Raw genomic sequence first — 19,181 nt, 5'->3', positions numbered from 1 at the left:
GTTTTCATGGGCAGCAAGCTGAAGCAGTTCGGTCTGGTGATGACCGGCGTGGTCGCCGGCGTGATGATCAGCCTAAATTTTTCCGCAAACGCCGACCGTAGCGCGCCGATGCCGCTGCCGGTCGATGAGTTGCGTGCCTACGCCGACGTATTCAATGCGATCAAGCAGGGCTATGTCGAGCCGGTCGAGGACAAGAAACTCATCACCGACTCGATCAGCGGCATGCTGTCGGGTCTCGACCCGCATTCGGCCTATCTCGATGCCGAGGCCTTCAAGGACCTTCAGGTCGGCACCCAGGGCGAGTTCGGCGGCCTGGGTATCGAGGTTGGCATGGAGGACGGCTTCGTCAAGGTGATTTCGCCGATCGAGGATACGCCTGCGTTCCGGGCAGGTGTGCAAGCCGGCGACCTGATCGTCAAGCTCGACGAAACGCCGGTCAAGGGCATGAGCCTGAACGACGCGGTCAAGCGCATGCGCGGCAAGCCGCGTACCGACATCACGCTCACCATCATGCGCAAGGGCGAGTCGCGTCCGATCGTGCTCACCCTCACGCGTGAGGTCATCAAGGTGCAGAGCGTGCGTTCCAAGGTGATCGAGCCTGGCTTCGGCTACCTGCGCATTGCGCAGTTCCAGGAGAACACCGCGGCCTCGGTGGTCGAGCATTTCAACAAGCTCGCTGCGGACGCTCCGCTGCAGGGACTGGTGCTGGACCTGCGCAACGATCCGGGTGGTCTGTTGCATGGCGCGGTGGGCGTTTCGGCGGCGTTCCTGCCTGCCAACACGCTGGTCGTGTCCACCGATGGGCGTACCGATGATGCCCGGCGCGAATACCGCGCCACCCCCGCGGACTACCTGCGCGGCACGCGGGACGACTTCCTGCGCCGGTTGCCGCCCGCAGCGAAGGATGTGCCGATGGTGGTGCTGGTCAACGCCGGCTCCGCATCCGCGTCAGAGATCGTCGCCGGTGCGCTGCAGGACCACAAGCGCGCCACCGTCATGGGGACGCAGACCTTCGGCAAGGGCTCGGTGCAGACCATCCTGCCGCTGAACAACAACACCGCCATCAAGTTGACGACGGCGCTTTACTACACGCCCAGTGGGCGCTCCATCCAGGCCAAGGGGATCGAGCCCGATGTCGTCGTCGAGGAAAGCGCCAATGGGTCGAGCCGCCGTGTGCGGGAGGCCGACCTCGTCGGCCACCTTGGCAACGGCAAGGGCGGCGAGGGTGAGGCCGCGAAACCGGAGGCTGGTCGTGGCGCCGATGCCGGTGCCGAGGAGGCCGAGCCGGTCCGATTCGAGCTCGCCGGCGAGAACGATCATCAGCTCCAGCAGGCTATCCGCCTTCTCAAGGGTGAGCAGATCGTCCAGAATCAGGAATAATCCATGATAAAGGGAGGGGCATGATGCGCAGGGAGACCGCCTATAAGCTTGCAGGCAGGCATCATGATCGTCCCGTGCCGGGCGCGGACATCCACAAGCAGCGTGAGATCCGCTTCAAGCCTTTGCCGCCGGGGCAGATGGAGAAGGCCTGGCGGGCGCTGCGCCTGCTCAAGGATCTTCACATCGAGCGCACGGCCGACCCGCTGTGTGTCGTGGTGCGCTACTCGGTGCTCGACTATTCGCTCGAGACGCTCGAGGACGCGCTGCGCGAGGCCGGCTTTGCACTCGAGAACTCGCTTTATGTGAGGCTGGTGCGGGCAATCGTGTATTTCAGCGAGGAGACCCAGCGTCACAACCTGCTCTCGCCCGAGCGCCTGATCAAGCAGTCGAACGAGGTCTATATCCAGGCATGGAACCACCATGCCCATGGTGACCACGATGACACTCCGCCCGAGTTGCGCGAGTACAAGTGAGTTCTGCAATGGATGACGAGCAACTGCTGCGTTACAGTCGGCACATTCTCCTGCCCGAGATCGGCGTCGAGGGTCAGCAGGCTTTGCTGGACGCGCGCATGCTCATCATCGGCGCCGGGGGGCTGGGGTCGCCTGCTGCCATGTATCTTGCAGCCGCGGGCGTCGGTACCATTGCGATCGCTGACGATGATGAGGTCGATCTCACCAATCTGCAGCGACAGATCCTGCATACGGCCGACATGGTGGGGGCGCCCAAGGTCGAATCAGCGCGCCTGACGCTGAACCGGCTCAATCCGCTCACGCGCGTCGAGCCGCTCAAGTTGCGGCTGGAGGGCGAGTCCCTTGCTGCCGAAGTTGCGCGTGCGGACGTGGTGCTCGACTGCTCCGACAATTTCGCCACCCGGCATGCCATCAACCGCGCCTGTCTGCAGCATCGCAAGCCGCTGGTCTCGGGGGCGGCGATTCGCTTTGATGGGCAGGTGTCGGTGTTCGATCTGCGCCGAGCCGACAGCGCCTGTTACCACTGCCTGTTTCCGGAGGGCGAGGATCTTGAAGAGGTCCGCTGTGCCGTCATGGGGGTGTTCGCTCCGATTGTCGGCATTGTTGGCACCACTCAGGCGGCCGAGGCGCTCAAGCTCGTGATTGGCTGCGGTAACTCGCTGGACGGCCGCTTGCTGCTGCTTGACGGCCTAGGCATGGAGTGGCGCAGCATCAGCCTCGGCAAGGATCCAGGCTGTGCAGTGTGCGCGCGTGCGGCCGCCTGACTGAGGGGCTGGTTACGCAGCGTGCGTTCAGCGTCTGGGGCGTGCGATGACGCGCAGGTCACGACCGATCGTGCGCATGTCGGTCACATCGAGTTGGGTCGCGTCGTCCAGCCGGGTCAGGGCGGGCAGGTTGAACAGCCCCTGGGCGGTGTCGCCGGCCAGCATGGGTGCGAAGTAGAGCAGCAATTCATCGACGCAGCCCTCGCGCAGCAAGGAGCCGTTGAGCTTCAGTCCCGCTTCGGCGTGTATCTCGTTGAAACCGAGGCGGCCGAGCTCTCGCATCAGCGCAGGTAGGGCTACTTTCCCGTTTGTGTCTGGCAGCACGATGATCTGGTGTCCGCTCTCGAGCAACGGCGCCATGCGCGCGTGCTCCTCGCACGCGGTGGCGATCAGGATCGGAGCACCCTGCAGAATACGAGCCGCTGCGGGAACCTCCAGTCGCGCATCGACGAGGATGCGCTGCGGCTGACGTTCACAGACTATGTCGCGTACGGTCAGCTGTGGATCGTCTTCGCGTACGGTGCCAATCCCGGTGAGGATGGCGCAGGCACGTGCGCGCCAGCGGTGACCGTCCCGTCGCGCCTCCGCGCCCGTGATCCACTGGCTGACGCCGTTGTTAAGCGCAGTCTTGCCGTCGAGGGTGGCAGCGGCCTTGAGGCGCAGCCAGGGCCGGCCGCGGGTCATGCGCGACACGAAGCCGATGTTGAGTTCGCGTGCTTCGGTGTCGAGCAGGCCGTGTTCGGTGACGATTCCTGCCGCGCGCAGGCGTGCCATGCCGCGGCCGGCCACCAGCGGGTTGGGGTCTTCCATTGCCGCGACGACGCGGCTGACGCCTGCCTCGATGAGGGCGTCGGCACACGGCGGCGTGCGACCGAAGTGCGAGCATGGCTCGAGCGTGACATAGGCGGTGGCTCCGCGTGCGTCGGCGCCAGCCTGCTGCAAGGCGTGGATCTCGGCGTGCGGTTCGCCAGCACGTTGATGCCAGCCTTCGCCCACCGTCCTGCCGTCGCGCAGCAGCACGCAGCCGACGCGAGGGTTGGGAGAAGTGCTTTCCAGTCCGCGCCGGGCGAGCGCGAGCGCGCGCGCCATCGCGGCATGGTCAGTTGCCGAAAAGGTCATCTTCGGATGTGGCAGGCGGGTTTGCTGCACCGCGTCCCCGCTTGGGGCGACTCTGTACCTCACGGATCACTTCCGAGAACTCGTCGACATCGGCGAAGTTGCGATACACGGATGCAAATCGGATGTATGCCACCTTGTCGAGCTTCTTGAGCTCCTTCATGACCAGTTCGCCAATCTTCTCGCTCGGGACTTCCGGTTCGCCCATGGAGAGCAGGCGCGCTTCGATGCGGTCGACCGCAGCATCAATGGCCTCGATGGTGACAGGTCGCTTGCGCAGCGCCAGCTTCATGCTGCCGGCGAGCTTGGCGTGGTCGAACTCGCTGCGGTTGCCGTTGCGCTTGACGATATGCGGCATCTTCAGGTCGATGCGCTCGTAGGTGGTGAAGCGCTTGTCACAGCTCACGCAGCGGCGGCGGCGGCGGACGACGTCACCGTCCTCATTCTCGCGGGTGTCGGTGACCTGGGTGTTGGGATCGCCGCAGAAGGGGCATTTCATGGCCGGGGGGGCTCGTGGGCGGAGCGGGCCTCAAGTCGGCACGCGCCCCGCCCCGCAGCTTACTTGCCGTAGACCGGGAACCTGGCGCACAGCTCGGCCACCTGGCCGCGCACGCGCTCGATGACTGCCTGGTCTTCCGGGGCGTCGAGCACGTCGGCGATGAGGTGTGCAATACGCTCGGACTCGATCTCGGTAAAGCCGCGCGTGGTCATCGCCGGCGAGCCGATACGGATGCCCGAGGTGGTGAACGGCTTCTCCGGGTCGTTGGGAATCGAGTTCTTGTTGACCGTGATATGGGCGCTACCCAGCACGGCTTCGGCAGCCTTGCCGGTGATCTTCTTGTTGCGCAGATCAACCAGGAAGACGTGCGATTCGGTGCGACCGGAGATGATGCGCAGGCCGCGCTCCTCTCCCAGGACACGCGCCATCACGCGCGCGTTGGCGATGACCTGTTCCTGGTAGTTGCGGAACTCGGGTGTTCCTGCTTCCTTGAAGGCTACCGCCTTGGCTGCGATCACGTGCATCAGCGGGCCACCCTGCAGACCGGGGAAGATCGCAGAGTTGATCGCCTTCTCGTGCTCGGCCTTCATCAGGATGATGCCGCCGCGCGGGCCGCGCAGCGTCTTGTGGGTGGTCGAGGTGACGACGTCGGCGTGCGGCACCGGGTTGGGGTAGAAGCCCGCAGCGATGAGGCCGGCATAGTGCGCCATGTCGACCCAGAAAATGGCGCCGATCTCCTTGGCGATCTTCGCAAAGCGCTCGAAGTCGATGCGCAACGAATAGGCGGAGGCACCTGCGATGATGATGCGCGGCTTGTGTTCGCGCGCGAGTGCTTCCATCTTGTCGTAGTCGATCTCTTCCTTGTCGTTGAGACCGTAGGCGACGACGTTGAACCACTTGCCGGACATGTTCAGCGGCATGCCGTGGGTGAGGTGGCCGCCTTCGGCCAGGCTCATGCCCATGATGGTGTCGCCCGGTTTGGCGAAGGCCATCAGCACTGCCTGGTTGGCCTGGGAGCCGGAGTTCGGCTGCACGTTCGCGGCCTCGGCGCCGAACAGTGCCTTGAGGCGGTCGATGGCGAGCTGCTCGGCCACATCGACATGCTCGCAGCCGCCGTAGTAACGCTTGCCGGGGTAACCCTCGGCGTACTTGTTGGTGAGCTGGGAGCCTTGAGCCTCCATGACCGCGGTGGAGACGTAGTTTTCGGAGGCGATCAGCTCGATGTGATCTTCCTGACGGCGGTTTTCTGCCTGCACGGCAGCCCAGAGTTCAGGGTCGACCTTGGCGAGGGTGTCTTGCGCGGAGAACATGGGGCGAAGTCTTCAGCGGTTGATTAAAAAGGAATTCTACCATGTGGTGCGCCGCCGCAAGCGAGTGGGTCCGGTGTTCGCTGGTGTGCCCCGGTGCGTCCGCCTCAGGGGTGAGGCAGTTCGTCCATGCTGCTGCCAAGATGGGTCTGGTCTGCCCAGCACTCCAGCCGCCACCCCTGCGCGTCGTGCGCGATCCAGTTGAGCGCCGCGTTCGGAATCGCGAAGTCGCGTGCGGCCTCGAGCGGCTTTCCGGACGCCAGCCGGTGGATGATGTCGAGCACGCCGCCATGGGTGACGACCAGCACTGTCTGCCCTGTGTGGGCGCGCAGGATCGCGTCCATTGCTTGACGCACGCGGGCATCGAACTCGGCCAGGCTCTCGCCGCCGCCGGGGAATGAGTAGGCCGGGTTGCGTCCTTTGAAGTGCCGCCAGACTTCAGGATGCTGGGCCTCGGCCTCATCGTAGGTCCGCCCCTGGAGCACTCCGTAGTGGCGCTCGCGCAGCCCGCTGTGAGGTAGCGGCTGCAGCCCGCAGGCGCTGGCGGCTGCAGCTGCTGTCTGCAGTGCGCGGGCGAGGTCGCTGCTGTACAGCGCGTCGAAGCGGTGCGCGGACAATACGCGGGCGGTGGCGGCCGCCTGGCGGCGACCGGTGTCATTGAGCGGCACGTCGATATGCCCCTGGAGGCGCAGTTCTGCGTTCCAGGGGGTTTCGCCATGGCGTACGAGACAGAAGCGGGTCAGCACGTTCTTACCAACCGTCCTTCTCGCCGCCTTCCTCACCCCAGCCTCCGCCGCCGCTCGGGGCCTCGATGCGGATGGTGTCGAGGTCGACCTCCACCTTGGCATCGAGATTGCCCGTGACCAGCTGCGGGAAGGCAATCAGCAGGGCGATCATGATGATCTGGATGATCACGAATGCGACCGAGCCCGCATAGATCTCCTGGGTGCGCACGCCCGGCACGCGCTGCCCCGTGACGCGGTCGACGAAGGAGGATACGGGGGCCACGCTGCGCAGGTAGAACAGCGCGAAGCCGAAGGGCGGCGTGAGGAAGGAGGTCTGCAGGTTCATCGCGATCAGGACCCCGAACCAGATCAGGTCGATGCCGAGCTTGTCGGCGACCGGCGCGAGCAGCGGGATCAGGATGAAGGCGATCTCGAAGAAGTCGAGGAAGAAGCCGAGGAAGAAGATCATCGCATTCACGAACAGCAGAAAGCCGATCTGCCCGCCCGGAAGCTGGTCGAACAGATGCTCGACCCACTGCTTGCCATCGACTGCAGTGAACGTGAAGCTGAACACCGTGGCGCCGATGAGGATGAACATCACGAACACCGACAGCTTTGTCGTGGCTTCGAGCGCCTCCACCAGCTTGCCGAAGCTCAGACGGCGACGGGCGAGGGCCATCAGCAATGCGCCGAGTGCGCCCATCGCACCACCTTCGGTCGGCGTCGCGATGCCGAGGAAGATCGTGCCGAGCACCAGGAAGATCAGCGCCAGCGGCGGCACGAGTACGAAGGTGACGCGTTCGCTGATGCGTGACAGCAGGCCAAGGCCGAGCAGCTTGTTGATGCCGGCCAGAACGAGTGCCAGCGCGGTGCCGAAGGTGAGCGCCACGACCGCAACTTCCTCGCGCCCCGGTGGAACCGCGCTGGCGCTGAGTTGCGGGTAGATCCCGGCGAAGCCGATGGTGGCCAGCGCGATCAGGACGCCGAACACGACCAGTGAGCGAAGGCCCGAGCTGCCATCGGGCTGGCGGAACTTGAGCGCCTCGGGCGGCAGGGCAGGCACCAGCTTGGGCCGGAAGATTGCCACGCCGATGATGAACAGGGCGTACATCGACACCAGAATGAAGGCGGGCAGGAAGGCGCCCTTGTACATGTCTCCGACGCTGCGACCGAGTTGGTCTGCCATCACGATCAACACCAGCGAGGGTGGGATCGCTTGGGCCAACGTGCCGGAGGCCGTGATCGCGCCGCATGCGATCGGCCGGCTGTAGCCGTAGCGCAGCATGATCGGCAGCGAAATCAGGCCCATCGAGATGACCGAGGCTGAGACGACGCCAGTGGTGGCGGCGAGCAGTGCGCCGACGAAGATCACCGCCAGCGCGAGGCCGCCGCGCACTGGGCCGAAGACCTGACCGGCGGTGTCGAGCAGGTCCTCGGCCATGCCGCTACGTTCGAGCACGAGCCCCATCAGGGTGAAGAAGGGGATGGCGAGCAGGATGTCGTTCTGCATGATGCCGAACACCCGCAGCGGCAGGGCCTGGAACAAGGTGCCTGGCAGCAGGCCAAGCTCCATGCCGATGAAGCCGAACAGCAAGCCGCAAGCCGCCAGCGCGAACGCGACCGGAAAGCCCGAAATCAGGAAGAACACGACGGCGCCGAACATGATCGGCGCGAGGTTGGCAGAAATGAACTCGATCATTGTCCGGCCTTGGCTGCAGGTGCGTCGGGTGCAGCGCCGGAGTCGGCGTGCGGGTCATGGGGCAAAGCCATCGGGTCGGGGCCAGCGCCGCGCAGGAAGGCGATGCGCTTGATCAGCTCCGACAGCCCTTGCAGGGCGAGCAGGCCGAAGCCGGCGGGGACGAGGGCATACAGGGGCCAGCGGATGAGGCCGCCAGCGTTCGACGATACCTCGCCGGTCTTGATTGCGGACATCACGATCGGCCAGGCAAAGACAGACAGCAGGTAGCACATCGGCAGCAGGAAGATGACGATTCCGCCGATATCAACCCAGGCGCGTGTACGCGCTGAAAACTTGTTCGACAGCACGTCGATGCGGACATGCGTGTTCTTGAGCAGGGCGTAGCCGCCGCCCAGCATGAAGACCGCCGCATAGAGGTACCACTGGATCTCGAGCATCGCGTTCGAGCCAATGTTGAGCGTCTTACGTACGATGGCATTGCCGGCGCTGATGAGGGTAGCTGCAAGCACGAGCCAGATCAGTGTGCGGCCGACGAGGTTGCTGATCGCATCGATCAGTCTGGATATCTTGAGTAGCGGTCCCATGGCAGGGCAGGCTTTCCTAAGGTGAATGCGTGCCGCGCGGACACGATTCCGCCCTCGTGTCCACGCGGCGCACGAGGGCGGTGATCATCAGGCAACGCCCTGCCGGAGCGGGTCATTGCCTCAGAGGTCGATCAGAGCTTCTGTGCCGCCATGTACTGGTCGTAGCTGCCATCCGCCAGCGGAATCCACTGATACTGGTCGCGCATGAAGCGCTCGTAGTCAGCGAACACCTTGCGCCAGTTGGCGTTGGTGTCGTTCAGTTCCTTGTAGACCTCGTTGCGTGCCTTGAGCGCGGCGTCCATGACTTCGCGCGGGAAGCGCTGCAGCTTGGCGCCTTCGGCGATGAGTTGCTTGAGCGCGGTCGGGTTGCGCGCGTCGTACATGGCCTGCATGTTGACGTGGGCGTGGGATGCCGCAATCTGCACGATCGTCTTGTACTCGGGCGACAGGGCGTTGTAGGCCTTGTCATTGACGTACAGCGAGATCTGCGCACCGCCTTCCCACCAGCCGGGGTAGTAGTAGAACGGAGCGACCTTGTGGAAGCCGAGCTTGAGGTCATCGTAGGGGCCGACCCACTCGGTGGCGTCGATGGTGCCGCGCTCGAGCGCCTGATAGATCTCGCCGCCAGGAATGTTCTGCGGTACGCCGCCGAGCTTGCTGACGACGCGGCCGGCGAAGCCGCCGATGCGCATCTTGAGGCCGTTGAGGTCGGCCGGCGTCTTGATTTCCTTGCGGTACCAGCCACCCATCTGCGCGCCGCTGTTGCCCATCGGGAAGTTCACGATGTTGTAGCCAGCGAAGAACTCACGCATGAGCTTGAGGCCGTTGCCGTCGTAGAACCACGCCGTGAGCGAGCGCGAGTTCATGCCGAAGGGGATGGCGGTGTCGATGGCAAAGGTCTCGTCCTTGCCAAAGAAGTAGTAGCCGCAGGTATGGCCGCACTCGACCGTGCCCTGCTGTACGGCATCGACGACGCCGAAGGCCGGCACCAGTTCGCCCGGTGCATGAACCGAGACCTGGAACTTGCCGCCGGTGGCGTCCGATACCAGCTTGGCGAACACGTCGGCCGCGCCGTGGATGGTGTCGAGTGCCTTGGGGAAGCTCGAGGTCAGACGCCAGCGGACTTGTTCCTGCGCGTTGACGATGGCCGGTGCGGTGCCCGAGGCGAGGATGCCGGCAATGCCGGCGCTCTTGATGAATTTGCGACGCTCCATGGTTCCTCCTGTGGAAAAGCCTGTGTTCTGATGGTTCTCGGCTGACGACGATTATATGTAGCGCCTCGGGCGTCGAAAGCACGGAAAACCCTAATCGCCCCTGCGGCCGGGCAGGGCGTCGCCTTCAGCGGCCTGCAACCTTCATGCGTTCGATCAGCACCGAGCCGCACAGTTTGGCGCCGCGCGGCAGTGCATCGTTGCCGACGGCGACGATGTTGCGGAACATTTCGCGCAGGTTGCCGGCGATGGTGACCTCCTCCACCGCGTGCTTGATCCGGCCCTTTTCCACCCAGAAGCCCGCCGCGCCGCGCGAGTAGTCTCCGGTCACATAGTTGACGCCGTGGCCGAGCAGCTCGGTGACCAGCAGGCCCTTGTCCATGTGCTTGATCAGGCCTGCGAGGTCCTTGTCGCCGGCCTTGACGATCAGGTTGTGCGAGCCGCCGGCGTTGGCGGTCGTCTGCATGCCGAGCTTGCGTGCCGAGTAGGCGGAAAGGAAGTAGCCGTTGAGTACGCCATCGGTGACGACTTCGCGGTCGCGGGTGGCGACGCCATCGCTGTCGAAGGGGCTGGAGCCGAAGGCGCGTTTGAGGTGGGGGCGCTCGGAGATGCTGACCAGCGGCGAGAAGACCTGCTGGCCAAGGCTGTCGAGCAGGAAGCTCGACTTGCGGTAAAGCGAACCACCGCTCACCGCCTGCACGAAGTTGCCGATCAGCGCCACCGCCAGCGGGGCCTCGAACAGCACCGGCACCTCGCAGGTGCGGATCTTCCGCGCCCCCAGGCGAGCAATGGCGCGTTCGCCGGCGCGGCGGCCGATCTCCTCCGGCGACATCAGCTCGGCCGGGTCGCGGCGCGAGTCGTACCAGTACTCGCGCTGCATCGCGTCGCCCTCGCCGGCGATCACCGAGCACGACAGGCCGTGGCGGGTGGTGGCATAGCCGCCGATGAAGCCGTGGCTGTTGGCCGATACGAAGTGCGACTGCTGGATCGAGGTGTTCGCCCCCTCAGAGTTGCTGATCTGCGGGCTTACCGCGAAGGCTGCGTCCTCGCAGCGTCGAGCAAGCACGATCGCCTCATTGACGTCGATCGCCCAGGGGTGGAACAGGTCAAGCTCGGGCATGTCCTTCGCGCGCGCCATCAGTGCCGCATCGGCCAGGCCTGCGCAAGGGTCGGGCGCGGTGAAGCGCGCGATCGACAGCGCCGCGTCGACGGTGGCCTTGAGCGCCTTCCTGGAGAAGTCCGAGGTGCTGGCGTAACCGCGCTGCTGGCCCACGTACACCGTGACGCCGACGCCCTTGTCGCGGTTGTATTCGATGGTGTCGACTTCGCTCTTGCGTACAGCGATCGACTGGCCGAAGCCTTCCGAGACGTCTGTTTCGCACGCCGAGGCACCGCGCTTTCGGGCGTACTTGAGAATGTCGGTGGCGATATCGGCGAGGTGCGCCTGGGAGAAGGAGAAGCCTTGAGCGGACATGGAGCGGGCCGGGTGCGTGCAAAGGCTATAATCTTAACCCGATCAAGCCAGCCCCCATGTCCGCAATGCGTCCAGATTCGCGCCAGTCCCCCCATCCCGAGTCCGACGACGAGGCCTATGCCGAACCGCCGAGCAAGAGTAGCCGCAAGCGCGAGATGCTTGCCTTGCAGGATCTCGGCGAGCAGCTCGTCGCGCTGTCGGTAGACCAGTTGAAGAAGGTGCCCCTGCCCGAATCGCTGTTCGACGCCATCCGCGCCGCCCAGGGCTTCAAGATGGAAGCGCGCCGTCGCCAGCTTCAGTACATCGGCAAGCTGATGCGCAAGATCGACCCCGAGCCCATCCAGGCCCAGCTCGAAGTCTTCGCCGGCAATTCCGCTGCCGAGGTGGCGAAGATGCACCGCCTCGAACGCCTGCGTGCAGACCTCCTCGAGGACGACAAAGTGATCGGCGTCATCGCCGAGACCTGGCCGGGCGCCGATCTTCAATACCTGCGCACCCTGCGCCGCAACGCGCTCAAGGAGCGCGAGGCCGGCAAGCCGCCCAAGGCCTTCCGCGAGATTTTCCAGGTGCTGCGCCAGTTGCAGCTCCAGGCCGAGGCTGAAACTGAAGCAGAGGGTGCCGGACAGGATGATGCCGACGCGGACGATGGTGCCGAGAGCGGTAGTCACGCTCAATCCTGACCCCAGATAAACCCATACCGAGAACTCCTGCATGAGCGAACACATCCGTATCGGCCTGGTGTCGATCAGCGACCGCGCCTCCGAAGGCACCTATGAAGACCAGGGTATTCCGGCCCTGAAGGATTGGCTGGGCAAGGCGCTGAGTTCGCCATGGACCGCCGAGGCTCGCCTGATTCCGGATGATCGCGCCACCATCGAACGTACCCTCGTCGACTTGGTCGATGTGGCCGGCTGTAACCTGATCCTCACCACCGGGGGTACCGGGCCGGCGCCGCGCGACGTCACACCGGAGGCCACGCTGGCCATCGGCGACAAGGAGATGCCGGGCTTCGGCGAGGAGATGCGCCGCATCAGCCTCAACTTCGTGCCCACCGCGATCCTGTCGCGTCAGGTCGCGGTGATCCGCGGCAAGAGCCTCATCATCAACCTGCCCGGCCAGCCCAAGTCGATCCGCGAGACGCTCGAGGGGGTGCGCGACGTGGAAGGCGCGGTGCGCCATGTCGGCATCTTCGCCGCGGTTCCGTACTGCATCGATCTCATCGGTGGGCCCTACATCGAGACCGACGAAGCCGTGATCAAGGCCTTCCGGCCCAAGCATGCGATCCGTCCCCGGCAGGGCTGAGGTCGACGTGGAGATGGTGGCCGAGCTGTGCTGGGAGGAGCCCTCCGTCGCGCCCGGGGCGTCGGCGGGCTGCACGCCGATCGCTCACCGCGCACGCTGGCGCTCGGAGAATGGACTGCCGCCGCCGCGCCGGGTGGTCGTTGCCGACGACACGATGAAGGCGGACACCGCCTGGCGTCTGGCCTGCGAGGGTACGGCAGTGCTCTGGCGCGGCGATTACCACAACGCCCGCCAGTTGTTGCAGGCCATGGGGCGCCGCGCCGATTCGCGTCCGCGCAAGCGCACGCAGGCGCCGGCTACGACGGCGGAGGTCTTTCATCTCCACCGCATGGCCCAGGCGCAGCGCGCGCGTACGCTCGGCATGCTGCTGATTCCGGTCGAGGCGGGCGGGCGCATCGCGCTGCGACGCGCGCCGGATGTCACCGAGGTGCTGGCCGAGGCGCTTGCGCACACCTGCGACGCCGATCTTCTTGATGCGCCCTTCGTGCTCTCGCTGCGCGAGCTGCTCGGCCTCATCGGGGCGCACGAGTGGCGGCGCAAGGGCGTCGCCGTGCCGGCGCTCGGCGCACATATCCACCCGTGGTATGGCGTCTTCTCGCCGATCCGCGGTGAATACCTCGACCTCGTCGCGCGCGCGCCCTTGCCGGCGAGCACGCTCGCCTTCGATATCGGCACCGGCACAGGCGTGATCGCGGCCGTACTCGCCCGCCGCGGGGTGGCGCGCGTGGTGGCGACCGACCAGGATCCGCGCGCGCTCGGCTGCGCCCGCGACAACCTTGCCCGGCTCGGCGTCGGCGAGCGGGTCGAGGTGGTCGAGGCCGATCTGTTCCCGCCCGGTCGTGCGCCGCTGGTGGTGTGCAATCCGCCCTGGGTGCCGGCCAAGCCGACGGCGGCAATCGAGCGCGCGGTCTACGACCCCGACAGCCGCATGCTGCGCGGCTTCCTCGAGGGCCTCGCCGAGCACCTGACGGCGGACGGTGAGGGCTGGCTGATCCTGTCCGACCTCGCCGAGCACCTCGGCCTGCGCACGCGCGCGCAGCTGCTGGGCTGGATCGAGGGCGCAGGCCTGCGTGTGCTCGGTCGAGAGGACATCCGCCCGCGCCACGCCAAGGCGGCTGACAGTGGCGATGCGCTGCACGCGGCGCGTGCAGCGGAGATCACCTCGCTGTGGCGGCTGGCTATTTCGGCATGATCCGGATCACCGGCCGCTGCAGGTGCTTGGCCGGCGGTGGCACCGACAGCTGACGCTGACGTTCCTGCTCGCGCCACCAGGCGCGCAGGCCGAGCAGCACGGCGAGCACCAGTGCATACACGAGCGGTTCGAGCACGTCGGCCTTCACCAGCCACCAGAAGTGCAGTACGCCGAGGATGGCGATGCCGTAGGTGGCGCGGTGCAGGGCCTGCCACCTACGCCCGCCCATGCGGCGGATGGCGAAGGTGTTGGAGGTTGCCGCGAGCGGAATCATCAGCACCAGGGCCGCGAAGCCCACGGTGACGAAGGGGCGCTCGAGGATGTCGCGTGCGATCGCGGGCCAGTCGAGATACAGGTCGAGCCAGATCCAGACTGCAAAATGGCCGAGCGCATAAGCGAAGGCGAACAAGCCCAGCATGCGGCGCAGGCGCAGCAGCCAGTGCAGGCCGCTGAGGCGGCGCAGGGGCGTGACCGCGAGCGTGAGCAGCAGCAGCCGCAGCGCCCAGTCGCCGGTGGCGTGGGTGAGGGTTTCGATCGGGTTGGCGCCGAGGGTGTCGGTCTGCCAGCCGAGAGCGAGCTGCCCTGCGGGGATCAGGCAGAGCACGAAGACGAGCGCCTTGATCGCGTTCAGCGCGAGCGGCGAGGGGGTGCGCAGCATCAGTAGTGCTTCCTCAGGTCCATGCCCTGGTAGAGGCTGGCGACCTGTTCGCCGTAGCCGTTGAACATCAGGGTCGGCCGTCGGCGCAGTTCGCCGATACGGCGCTCGGTAGCCTGGCTCCAGCGCGGATGCGAGACCTCCGGGTTGACGTTCGAGTAGAAACCGTACTCCTGCGGTGCGGCGCGGTTCCAGGCGGTGGGCGGTTGCTTCTCCGTGAGGCGGATGGTGACGATGGACTTTGCGCTCTTGAAGCCGTACTTCCAGGGCACCACCAGGCGTACCGGGGCTCCGTTCTGGTTGGGCAGGGTCTCGCCATACAGGCCGACCGCGAGCAGGGTGAGCGGATGCAGTGCCTCATCCATGCGCAGGCCCTCGCCATAGGGCCAGTCGAGCACCGGGCGGCGGGTCATGATTTCGCGGTCGTAATGGGTCAGGAACTCGACGTACTTGGCGCTGCCGAGAGGATCGACCTCCTTGAGCAGGGCTGCGAGCGGGAAGCCCACCCAGGGGATCACCATCGACCAGCCTTCGACGCAGCGCATGCGGTAGATGCGCTCCTCGAGCGGCGCGAGCTTGATCAGGTCGTCGATGTCGAAGGTGCGCGGTTTGCCAGCCAGGCCTTCGACGCTCACCGTCCATGGACGCACAGCCATGCGACCCGCGTTACGCGCCGGGTCGTCCTTGCCGGTGCCGAATTCGTAGAAGTTGTTGTAGGTTGTGACCGACTGGTAATCAGTCTTCGCCTCGTCGGTGCTGAGTGCCGACGGTAGGCCGGCGAGGGCCGTATTGGTACTGCTTCGCGCGGCCCGTGCCGGGGATGTCAGTCCGTGCCAGAGCGCGGCGCCGGCGGCAAGGCCGACACCCGAGCGGGTGATGAAGGCGCGCCGGTTTTCGAACAGCCGACGGTCGGTGATTTCGGAATTGAGAATGTCTGAGGGGCGCTTGATGAGCATGAGAGTGGAGGCTGCACGAAAAAACGTTTGTGAAGTGTACGAACAGACGCGCTGAACGACGATCGGTTCAGTGCATCGTTGGCATAGCGGTGGCCGCATGTCGGCTCGGGGTGGTTTCGGCTAGAATCGGGCGCTTCCTTCAGTCAAGACGCCGAGTAGCCGAATGTCCGCCTCCATGAAGATCCACATCGACGACGTCCGCATTCAGGAGATCAAGGAGCTTGTGCCGCCCGCGCACGTGCTGCGCGAGTTTCCGGCCACTCCGAAGTCGGCAGAGGTCGCTTACGAGGCGCGCCAGGCCATCCACCGCATTCTCTACGGCGCGGATGACCGCCTGCTGGTGGTGATCGGGCCGTGCTCCATCCACGATCCCGATGCCGCGATCGAGTACGCCACCCGGCTCAAGACTGAGGCCGAGCGCCTCAAGGACGACCTGCTGGTGGTGATGCGCGTGTATTTCGAGAAGCCGCGCACCACGGTGGGCTGGAAGGGCCTGATCAACGATCCCGGGCTGGACAACAGCTTCCGTATCAACGACGGCGTGCGCCTGGCGCGCAAGCTGCTGTGGGAGGTCAACGAGCTCGGCCTGCCCGCCGGTACCGAGTTCCTTGACATGATCACGCCGCAGTACATCGGCGACCTCATCTCCTGGGGCGCGATCGGTGCGCGCACGACCGAGAGCCAGGTGCACCGCGAGCTTGCCTCCGGCCTGTCCTGTCCGGTTGGCTTCAAGAACGGTACCGATGGCAACCTGCGCATCGCCGTCGATGCGATCAAGGCCGCGCAGGCGCCGCACCACTTCCTGTCGGTGACCAAGGCCGGTCACTCGGCCATCGTGTCGACCCGCGGCAACGAGGACTGCCACGCCATCCTGCGCGGCGGCAAGGAACCCAACTTCGATGCGGCCAGTGTCGAGGCTGCCTCGCGCGAGCTTGCCGGCGCCGGCGTGTGCTCCAAGCTGATGGTCGATTTCTCCCACGCCAACAGCCGCAAGCAGCACCGCCTGCAGATCGAGGTTGCGCGTGACGTGGCCGGGCAGATGGCGGCCGGTGACGATCGCATCATGGGCGTGATGGTCGAGTCCCATCTCAACGAAGGCCGCCAGGACCTGGTGCCGGGCAAGGCGCTCGAGTACGGCAAGAGCATCACCGATGCCTGCATCGGCTGGGAGGACAGCGTCGAGGTGCTCGATATCCTCGCCGAGGCCGTGCGCCAGCGCCGCGTCAAGCGCGCAGCCGAGTTCGAGTGAGCCTCGGTTCCTGACGGCACGACGCGTCCTGCCGTCAGCGGGCCGCGCACGTTTTCAGTGAGCGGGCGGAGTCGGGGCCATGGCCTTGCTTGAGCCGCGGCTGCGCAAGATCATCCATTGCGATTGCGACTGCTTCTATGCCGCGATCGAGATGCGTGACGACCCCGCGCTCGTCGGCCGGCCGGTCGCCGTTGGCGGGCGCGCCGAGACGCGCGGTGTGATCGCCACCTGCAACTACGAGGCGCGCGCCTTCGGTGTGCATTCGGCAATGCCGACGGCGCGCGCGCTGCAACGCTGTCCTCAGCTCATCCTGCTGGCGCCGGATTTCGAGCGCTATCGCGCAGCCTCGCGCCAGATCCTCGCCATCTATCGCGACTACACTCCGCTGGTCGAGCCCCTGTCGCTGGACGAAGCCTACCTGGATGTGAGTGGCGTCGAGCGCTGCCGGGGCTCTGCCACTCTGATGGCGCAGGAGATCCGGGCGCGCATCCATGCCGAGGTCGGCATCACCGCCTCAGCGGGCATCGCGCCCAACAAGTTCATCGCCAAGGTGGCGAGTGACTGGAACAAGCCCGACGGGCAGTTCGTGGTGCGGCCCGAAGAGGTGGATGCGTTCGTTGCCGCGCTGCCGGTGAAGAAGATCTTCGGCGTTGGCAAGGTCACCGCGGAGAAACTCAACCGGCTTGGCGTGAATACCTGTGGCGAACTGCGGGCCTGGAGCGCGGCCGAGCTGACCCGTGAGTTCGGCAGCTTTGGCGCCAGCCTCTACCGGCTGTGCCGGGGCATCGACGAGCGCCCGGTGCAGCCCGACCGGGTGCGCAAGTCGCTGTCGGTGGAGACCACTTACACGCCGGACCTGCGCGATCTGGCCTCCTGCCGGAGCGCGTTGCTGGCGCTGCTGGAGGACTTTCGCCGCCGCTTCGAGCGGGCACAGGACCGGCCTCCGGTCCACAAGGCCTTCGTCAAGGTGAGGTTCGCCGACTTCAGCCGCACCACGGCGGAGTGCGTCAGCAGTGCGCCCGATGAGGGCGTTTGGCTGCGGCTGCTGGACGAAGCTCACGCCCGCAGCCCGCTGGCGGTGCGCCTGCTTGGGGTCGGCGTGCGTTTTGCGGCCGAGGCCGCGGACTCGGGCCCGGCACAGATCCCGCTTTTCGACCCCGCGCCGGGCGGATGAACGTCAGGCGTTCTTGCGCTTCTGCCACAGTACGTCGCCGCGGCCGCCGGCGCGGTTGAGCACGCGGCCGAGCACGAACAGCAGATCAGACAGGCGGTTGAGGTACTGGCGCGGGGCGTCATTGACTGCCTCTTCCAGTGCCAGCGCCACCAGCGCGCGTTCGGCGCGACGGCACACGGTGCGGGCGTGGTGGGCGTAGGCCGCAGCGCGGGTGCCACCGGGCAGGATGAAGTCCTTGAGCGGCTCGAGGTCCTCGTTGAAGCGGTCGAGTTCCTCTTCGAGGTGGGTCACCTGCTTGTCGGTGATCATGCTCATGCCCGGGATGCAGACCTCGCCACCGAGATCGAAGAGGTCGTGCTGCACGTTGGTGAGCAGGGCGCGCACCTCCTCGGGAAGCTCCTCGCACAGTAGGAGGCCGATGATGGCGTTGGTCTCGTCCACCTCGCCCAGAGCATGGATGCGCAGGCTGTTCTTGGAGACGCGCTTGCCGTCGCCCAGGCCGGTGGTGCCGGCGTCGCCGGTACGGGTGTAGATCTTGGAGAGGCGGTTACCCATGGTGTGCTCGTGTCCCGTGGTTGGTTGACGTGAACGTCAATTATAGGCGCCGCTTGCGCCTACATGCCATGCGCTGAAATTGACTTGCTGCCGGGCGAGGACGTAGCATGCAATACGTTGTGTATTACAAAAATGGCAAGGAGCCGACACGATGACCCTGTCGATCCGTCTCGACCCCGAACTCGAGTCCGAACTCGCGCGCGCTGCGGCGCAGACCGGGCGCAGCAAGAGCGAACTGGTGAAGGCCAGCTTGCGGGAGTATCTCGCCCGTGTCGCGCCGCGCAAGACACCGTATGAACTCGGCAAGGATCTTTTCGGAGGCCCCGACGCAGGACCGGGCGACCTCGCCGAACGCCGCAAGGACTATCTTTCGGAGTCGCTGCGTGCGAAGCATGATCGTTGACGCGGGTCCGCTGCTGGCATTGTTCAACCCGGCCGACCGTCATCATCAGGCCTGCGTGTCCTTCCTGCGCGGCAACGAGGTTTCGCTGGTGACGACCTGGCCCGTGCTGACCGAGGTCATGCACCTGCTGCGCTACAGTGTGGACGCGCAGTTGCGCCTGCTGAGCTGGATCGATCGCGGCGGGCTGGCGATCGTCGAACTGGAGCAAGGTTGCGTCGGCGCCATCGCCGCCCTGATGGACAAGTACCGTGACCGTCCGATGGATCTCGCAGACGCCTCTGTCGTGCAGCTTTCCACACAGAGTGGCTGTCGCGAGGTGCTGTCGATCGACAGCGACTTCGACGTTTACCGGCTGCCGGATGGCGCCTGGCTCAACAACCCGCTGCGCGACAATACGCATTGAATTGCGCCCCCGCGCGCGCAACCGAAGAACACGGCTTGAACTTCTCTCATATCTGGACCC

21 protein-coding genes are annotated in these 19,181 nt (G+C 65.8%); 10 read left to right on the top strand and 11 right to left on the bottom strand.

Features of this window, described 5'->3' with window-relative positions; genetic code table 11:
* Positions 1-6: 6 nt before the first annotated feature.
* Genes B447_RS08955 through B447_RS08945 form a run of 3 tightly spaced genes read left to right on the top strand, consistent with a single transcriptional unit; the run spans position 7 to position 2,617 of the window.
* Positions 7-1,380, top strand: coding sequence for a S41 family peptidase (locus tag B447_RS08955; RefSeq protein ID WP_002938898.1), 1,374 nt, complete (start codon positions 7-9; stop codon positions 1,378-1,380).
* A gap of 23 nt (positions 1,381-1,403) precedes the next feature.
* The gene (locus tag B447_RS08950; RefSeq protein WP_198291765.1) at positions 1,404-1,853 is read left to right on the top strand and encodes a hypothetical protein; all 450 of its coding nucleotides are present in this window, start codon (positions 1,404-1,406) and stop codon (positions 1,851-1,853) included.
* A gap of 8 nt (positions 1,854-1,861) precedes the next feature.
* Positions 1,862-2,617: a HesA/MoeB/ThiF family protein gene (locus B447_RS08945; protein ID WP_002938897.1), complete on the top strand. Its 756-nt coding sequence runs from the start codon at positions 1,862-1,864 to the stop codon at positions 2,615-2,617.
* Positions 2,618-2,644: 27 nt separating this feature from the next.
* On the opposite strand, the gene ribD is transcribed toward B447_RS08945, so the two are convergent.
* The 8 genes from ribD to pmbA form a co-directional block, all read right to left on the bottom strand.
* Positions 2,645-3,736, bottom strand: a complete 1,092-nt coding sequence (gene ribD / locus B447_RS08940) for a bifunctional diaminohydroxyphosphoribosylaminopyrimidine deaminase/5-amino-6-(5-phosphoribosylamino)uracil reductase RibD (RefSeq protein ID WP_002938896.1) — start codon at positions 3,734-3,736, stop codon at positions 2,645-2,647.
* Positions 3,717-4,232 carry a transcriptional regulator NrdR gene (gene nrdR, locus B447_RS08935; protein WP_002931684.1) on the bottom strand — a complete coding sequence of 172 codons (516 nt, stop codon included), beginning with the start codon at positions 4,230-4,232 and terminating at the stop codon, positions 3,717-3,719. Before nrdR ends, ribD begins: the two co-directional genes overlap by 20 nt.
* Before the next feature lie 59 nt (positions 4,233-4,291).
* On the bottom strand, positions 4,292-5,542 hold the full coding sequence (gene glyA, locus B447_RS08930) for a serine hydroxymethyltransferase (RefSeq protein ID WP_002938893.1): 1,251 nt from the start codon (positions 5,540-5,542) through the stop codon (positions 4,292-4,294).
* Positions 5,543-5,646: 104 nt separating this feature from the next.
* Positions 5,647-6,285, bottom strand: coding sequence for a histidine phosphatase family protein (locus B447_RS08925; protein ID WP_002931691.1), 639 nt, complete (start codon positions 6,283-6,285; stop codon positions 5,647-5,649).
* Between the two features lie 4 nt (positions 6,286-6,289).
* Entirely contained in the window at positions 6,290-7,963 is a 1,674-nt protein-coding gene (locus tag B447_RS08920) for a TRAP transporter large permease (RefSeq protein WP_002938888.1), read from the bottom strand.
* Positions 7,960-8,547 (bottom strand): TRAP transporter small permease subunit, encoded by a 588-nt coding sequence (locus B447_RS08915; protein WP_002938886.1) that lies wholly within the window; start codon positions 8,545-8,547, stop codon positions 7,960-7,962. Before B447_RS08915 ends, B447_RS08920 begins: the two co-directional genes overlap by 4 nt.
* A gap of 131 nt (positions 8,548-8,678) precedes the next feature.
* The gene (locus tag B447_RS08910) at positions 8,679-9,761 is read right to left on the bottom strand and encodes a TRAP transporter substrate-binding protein (protein ID WP_002938884.1); all 1,083 of its coding nucleotides are present in this window, start codon (positions 9,759-9,761) and stop codon (positions 8,679-8,681) included.
* Positions 9,762-9,885: 124 nt separating this feature from the next.
* Positions 9,886-11,232 carry a metalloprotease PmbA gene (gene pmbA, locus B447_RS08905; RefSeq protein ID WP_002938883.1) on the bottom strand — a complete coding sequence of 449 codons (1,347 nt, stop codon included), beginning with the start codon at positions 11,230-11,232 and terminating at the stop codon, positions 9,886-9,888.
* Positions 11,233-11,288: 56 nt separating this feature from the next.
* Here pmbA and yjgA point away from each other — a divergent pair, with 56 nt between their 5' ends.
* The 3 genes from yjgA to B447_RS08890 are packed head-to-tail and all read left to right on the top strand — an operon-like array spanning position 11,289 to position 13,726.
* Entirely contained in the window at positions 11,289-11,912 is a 624-nt protein-coding gene (gene yjgA / locus B447_RS08900; protein WP_002938881.1) for a ribosome biogenesis factor YjgA, read from the top strand.
* 31 nt (positions 11,913-11,943) lie between these two features.
* Positions 11,944-12,534: a molybdopterin adenylyltransferase gene (mog, locus tag B447_RS08895; protein ID WP_002938880.1), complete on the top strand. Its 591-nt coding sequence runs from the start codon at positions 11,944-11,946 to the stop codon at positions 12,532-12,534.
* 13 nt (positions 12,535-12,547) lie between these two features.
* Positions 12,548-13,726 carry a methyltransferase gene (locus B447_RS08890; protein ID WP_002938879.1) on the top strand — a complete coding sequence of 393 codons (1,179 nt, stop codon included), beginning with the start codon at positions 12,548-12,550 and terminating at the stop codon, positions 13,724-13,726.
* Here the strand turns inward: B447_RS08890 and B447_RS08885 are convergent.
* Together B447_RS08885 and msrP are read right to left on the bottom strand one after the other, a co-directional pair.
* Positions 13,713-14,384, bottom strand: a complete 672-nt coding sequence (locus B447_RS08885; protein ID WP_002938878.1) for a sulfite oxidase heme-binding subunit YedZ — start codon at positions 14,382-14,384, stop codon at positions 13,713-13,715. The genes B447_RS08890 and B447_RS08885 overlap by 14 nt on opposite strands.
* Positions 14,384-15,337 carry a protein-methionine-sulfoxide reductase catalytic subunit MsrP gene (gene msrP / locus B447_RS08880; RefSeq protein ID WP_002938877.1) on the bottom strand — a complete coding sequence of 318 codons (954 nt, stop codon included), beginning with the start codon at positions 15,335-15,337 and terminating at the stop codon, positions 14,384-14,386. Before msrP ends, B447_RS08885 begins: the two co-directional genes overlap by 1 nt.
* A 163-nt stretch (positions 15,338-15,500) precedes the next feature.
* Between msrP and aroG the strand changes: the two genes are divergently transcribed.
* Together aroG and dinB are read left to right on the top strand one after the other, a co-directional pair.
* Positions 15,501-16,586, top strand: a complete 1,086-nt coding sequence (aroG, locus tag B447_RS08875; protein ID WP_002931714.1) for a 3-deoxy-7-phosphoheptulonate synthase AroG — start codon at positions 15,501-15,503, stop codon at positions 16,584-16,586.
* 79 nt (positions 16,587-16,665) lie between these two features.
* Positions 16,666-17,760 (top strand): DNA polymerase IV, encoded by a 1,095-nt coding sequence (gene dinB, locus B447_RS08870; RefSeq protein ID WP_002938876.1) that lies wholly within the window; start codon positions 16,666-16,668, stop codon positions 17,758-17,760.
* A gap of 3 nt (positions 17,761-17,763) precedes the next feature.
* Here the strand turns inward: dinB and B447_RS08865 are convergent, their stop codons facing one another.
* Positions 17,764-18,315 (bottom strand): cob(I)yrinic acid a,c-diamide adenosyltransferase, encoded by a 552-nt coding sequence (locus tag B447_RS08865; RefSeq protein ID WP_002938875.1) that lies wholly within the window; start codon positions 18,313-18,315, stop codon positions 17,764-17,766.
* Positions 18,316-18,466: 151 nt separating this feature from the next.
* Between B447_RS08865 and B447_RS08860 the strand changes: the two genes are divergently transcribed.
* The gene (locus B447_RS08860; protein WP_002931721.1) at positions 18,467-18,718 is read left to right on the top strand and encodes a ribbon-helix-helix protein, CopG family; all 252 of its coding nucleotides are present in this window, start codon (positions 18,467-18,469) and stop codon (positions 18,716-18,718) included.
* On the top strand, positions 18,708-19,121 hold the full coding sequence (locus B447_RS08855) for a type II toxin-antitoxin system VapC family toxin (protein WP_002938874.1): 414 nt from the start codon (positions 18,708-18,710) through the stop codon (positions 19,119-19,121). The genes B447_RS08860 and B447_RS08855 overlap by 11 nt, the downstream gene beginning before the upstream one ends.
* Positions 19,122-19,181: the final 60 nt, after the last annotated feature.

It is taken from the genome of Thauera sp. 27 (assembly GCF_000310125.2).
Taxonomy (GTDB): Bacteria; Pseudomonadota; Gammaproteobacteria; order Burkholderiales; family Rhodocyclaceae; genus Thauera; species Thauera mechernichensis.
Note: the sequence above shows the minus strand (reverse complement) of the source record. Positions and strands in the feature narration are given on the sequence as shown.

What these genes read in the sequence shown, in the direction of transcription:
- B447_RS08860 (WP_002931721.1), top strand. Translation starts at nt 18,467, where the DNA reads ATGACCCTGTCGATCCGTCTCGACCCCGAACTCGAGTCCGAACTCGCG.
- B447_RS08855 (WP_002938874.1), top strand. Translation starts at nt 18,708, where the DNA reads ATGATCGTTGACGCGGGTCCGCTGCTGGCATTGTTCAACCCGGCCGAC.
- glyA (WP_002938893.1), bottom strand. Translation starts at nt 5,542, where the DNA reads ATGTTCTCCGCGCAAGACACCCTCGCCAAGGTCGACCCTGAACTCTGG.
- B447_RS08885 (WP_002938878.1), bottom strand. Translation starts at nt 14,384, where the DNA reads ATGCTGCGCACCCCCTCGCCGCTCGCGCTGAACGCGATCAAGGCGCTC.
- aroG (WP_002931714.1), top strand. Translation starts at nt 15,501, where the DNA reads ATGTCCGCCTCCATGAAGATCCACATCGACGACGTCCGCATTCAGGAG.
- pmbA (WP_002938883.1), bottom strand. Translation starts at nt 11,232, where the DNA reads ATGTCCGCTCAAGGCTTCTCCTTCTCCCAGGCGCACCTCGCCGATATC.
- nrdR (WP_002931684.1), bottom strand. Translation starts at nt 4,232, where the DNA reads ATGAAATGCCCCTTCTGCGGCGATCCCAACACCCAGGTCACCGACACC.
- B447_RS08955 (WP_002938898.1), top strand. Translation starts at nt 7, where the DNA reads ATGGGCAGCAAGCTGAAGCAGTTCGGTCTGGTGATGACCGGCGTGGTC.
- ribD (WP_002938896.1), bottom strand. Translation starts at nt 3,736, where the DNA reads ATGACCTTTTCGGCAACTGACCATGCCGCGATGGCGCGCGCGCTCGCG.
- B447_RS08945 (WP_002938897.1), top strand. Translation starts at nt 1,862, where the DNA reads ATGGATGACGAGCAACTGCTGCGTTACAGTCGGCACATTCTCCTGCCC.
- msrP (WP_002938877.1), bottom strand. Translation starts at nt 15,337, where the DNA reads ATGCTCATCAAGCGCCCCTCAGACATTCTCAATTCCGAAATCACCGAC.
- B447_RS08890 (WP_002938879.1), top strand. Translation starts at nt 12,548, where the DNA reads ATGGTGGCCGAGCTGTGCTGGGAGGAGCCCTCCGTCGCGCCCGGGGCG.
- B447_RS08950 (WP_198291765.1), top strand. Translation starts at nt 1,404, where the DNA reads ATGCGCAGGGAGACCGCCTATAAGCTTGCAGGCAGGCATCATGATCGT.
- B447_RS08910 (WP_002938884.1), bottom strand. Translation starts at nt 9,761, where the DNA reads ATGGAGCGTCGCAAATTCATCAAGAGCGCCGGCATTGCCGGCATCCTC.
- B447_RS08920 (WP_002938888.1), bottom strand. Translation starts at nt 7,963, where the DNA reads ATGATCGAGTTCATTTCTGCCAACCTCGCGCCGATCATGTTCGGCGCC.
- dinB (WP_002938876.1), top strand. Translation starts at nt 16,666, where the DNA reads ATGGCCTTGCTTGAGCCGCGGCTGCGCAAGATCATCCATTGCGATTGC.
- mog (WP_002938880.1), top strand. Translation starts at nt 11,944, where the DNA reads ATGAGCGAACACATCCGTATCGGCCTGGTGTCGATCAGCGACCGCGCC.
- yjgA (WP_002938881.1), top strand. Translation starts at nt 11,289, where the DNA reads ATGTCCGCAATGCGTCCAGATTCGCGCCAGTCCCCCCATCCCGAGTCC.
- B447_RS08865 (WP_002938875.1), bottom strand. Translation starts at nt 18,315, where the DNA reads ATGGGTAACCGCCTCTCCAAGATCTACACCCGTACCGGCGACGCCGGC.
- B447_RS08915 (WP_002938886.1), bottom strand. Translation starts at nt 8,547, where the DNA reads ATGGGACCGCTACTCAAGATATCCAGACTGATCGATGCGATCAGCAAC.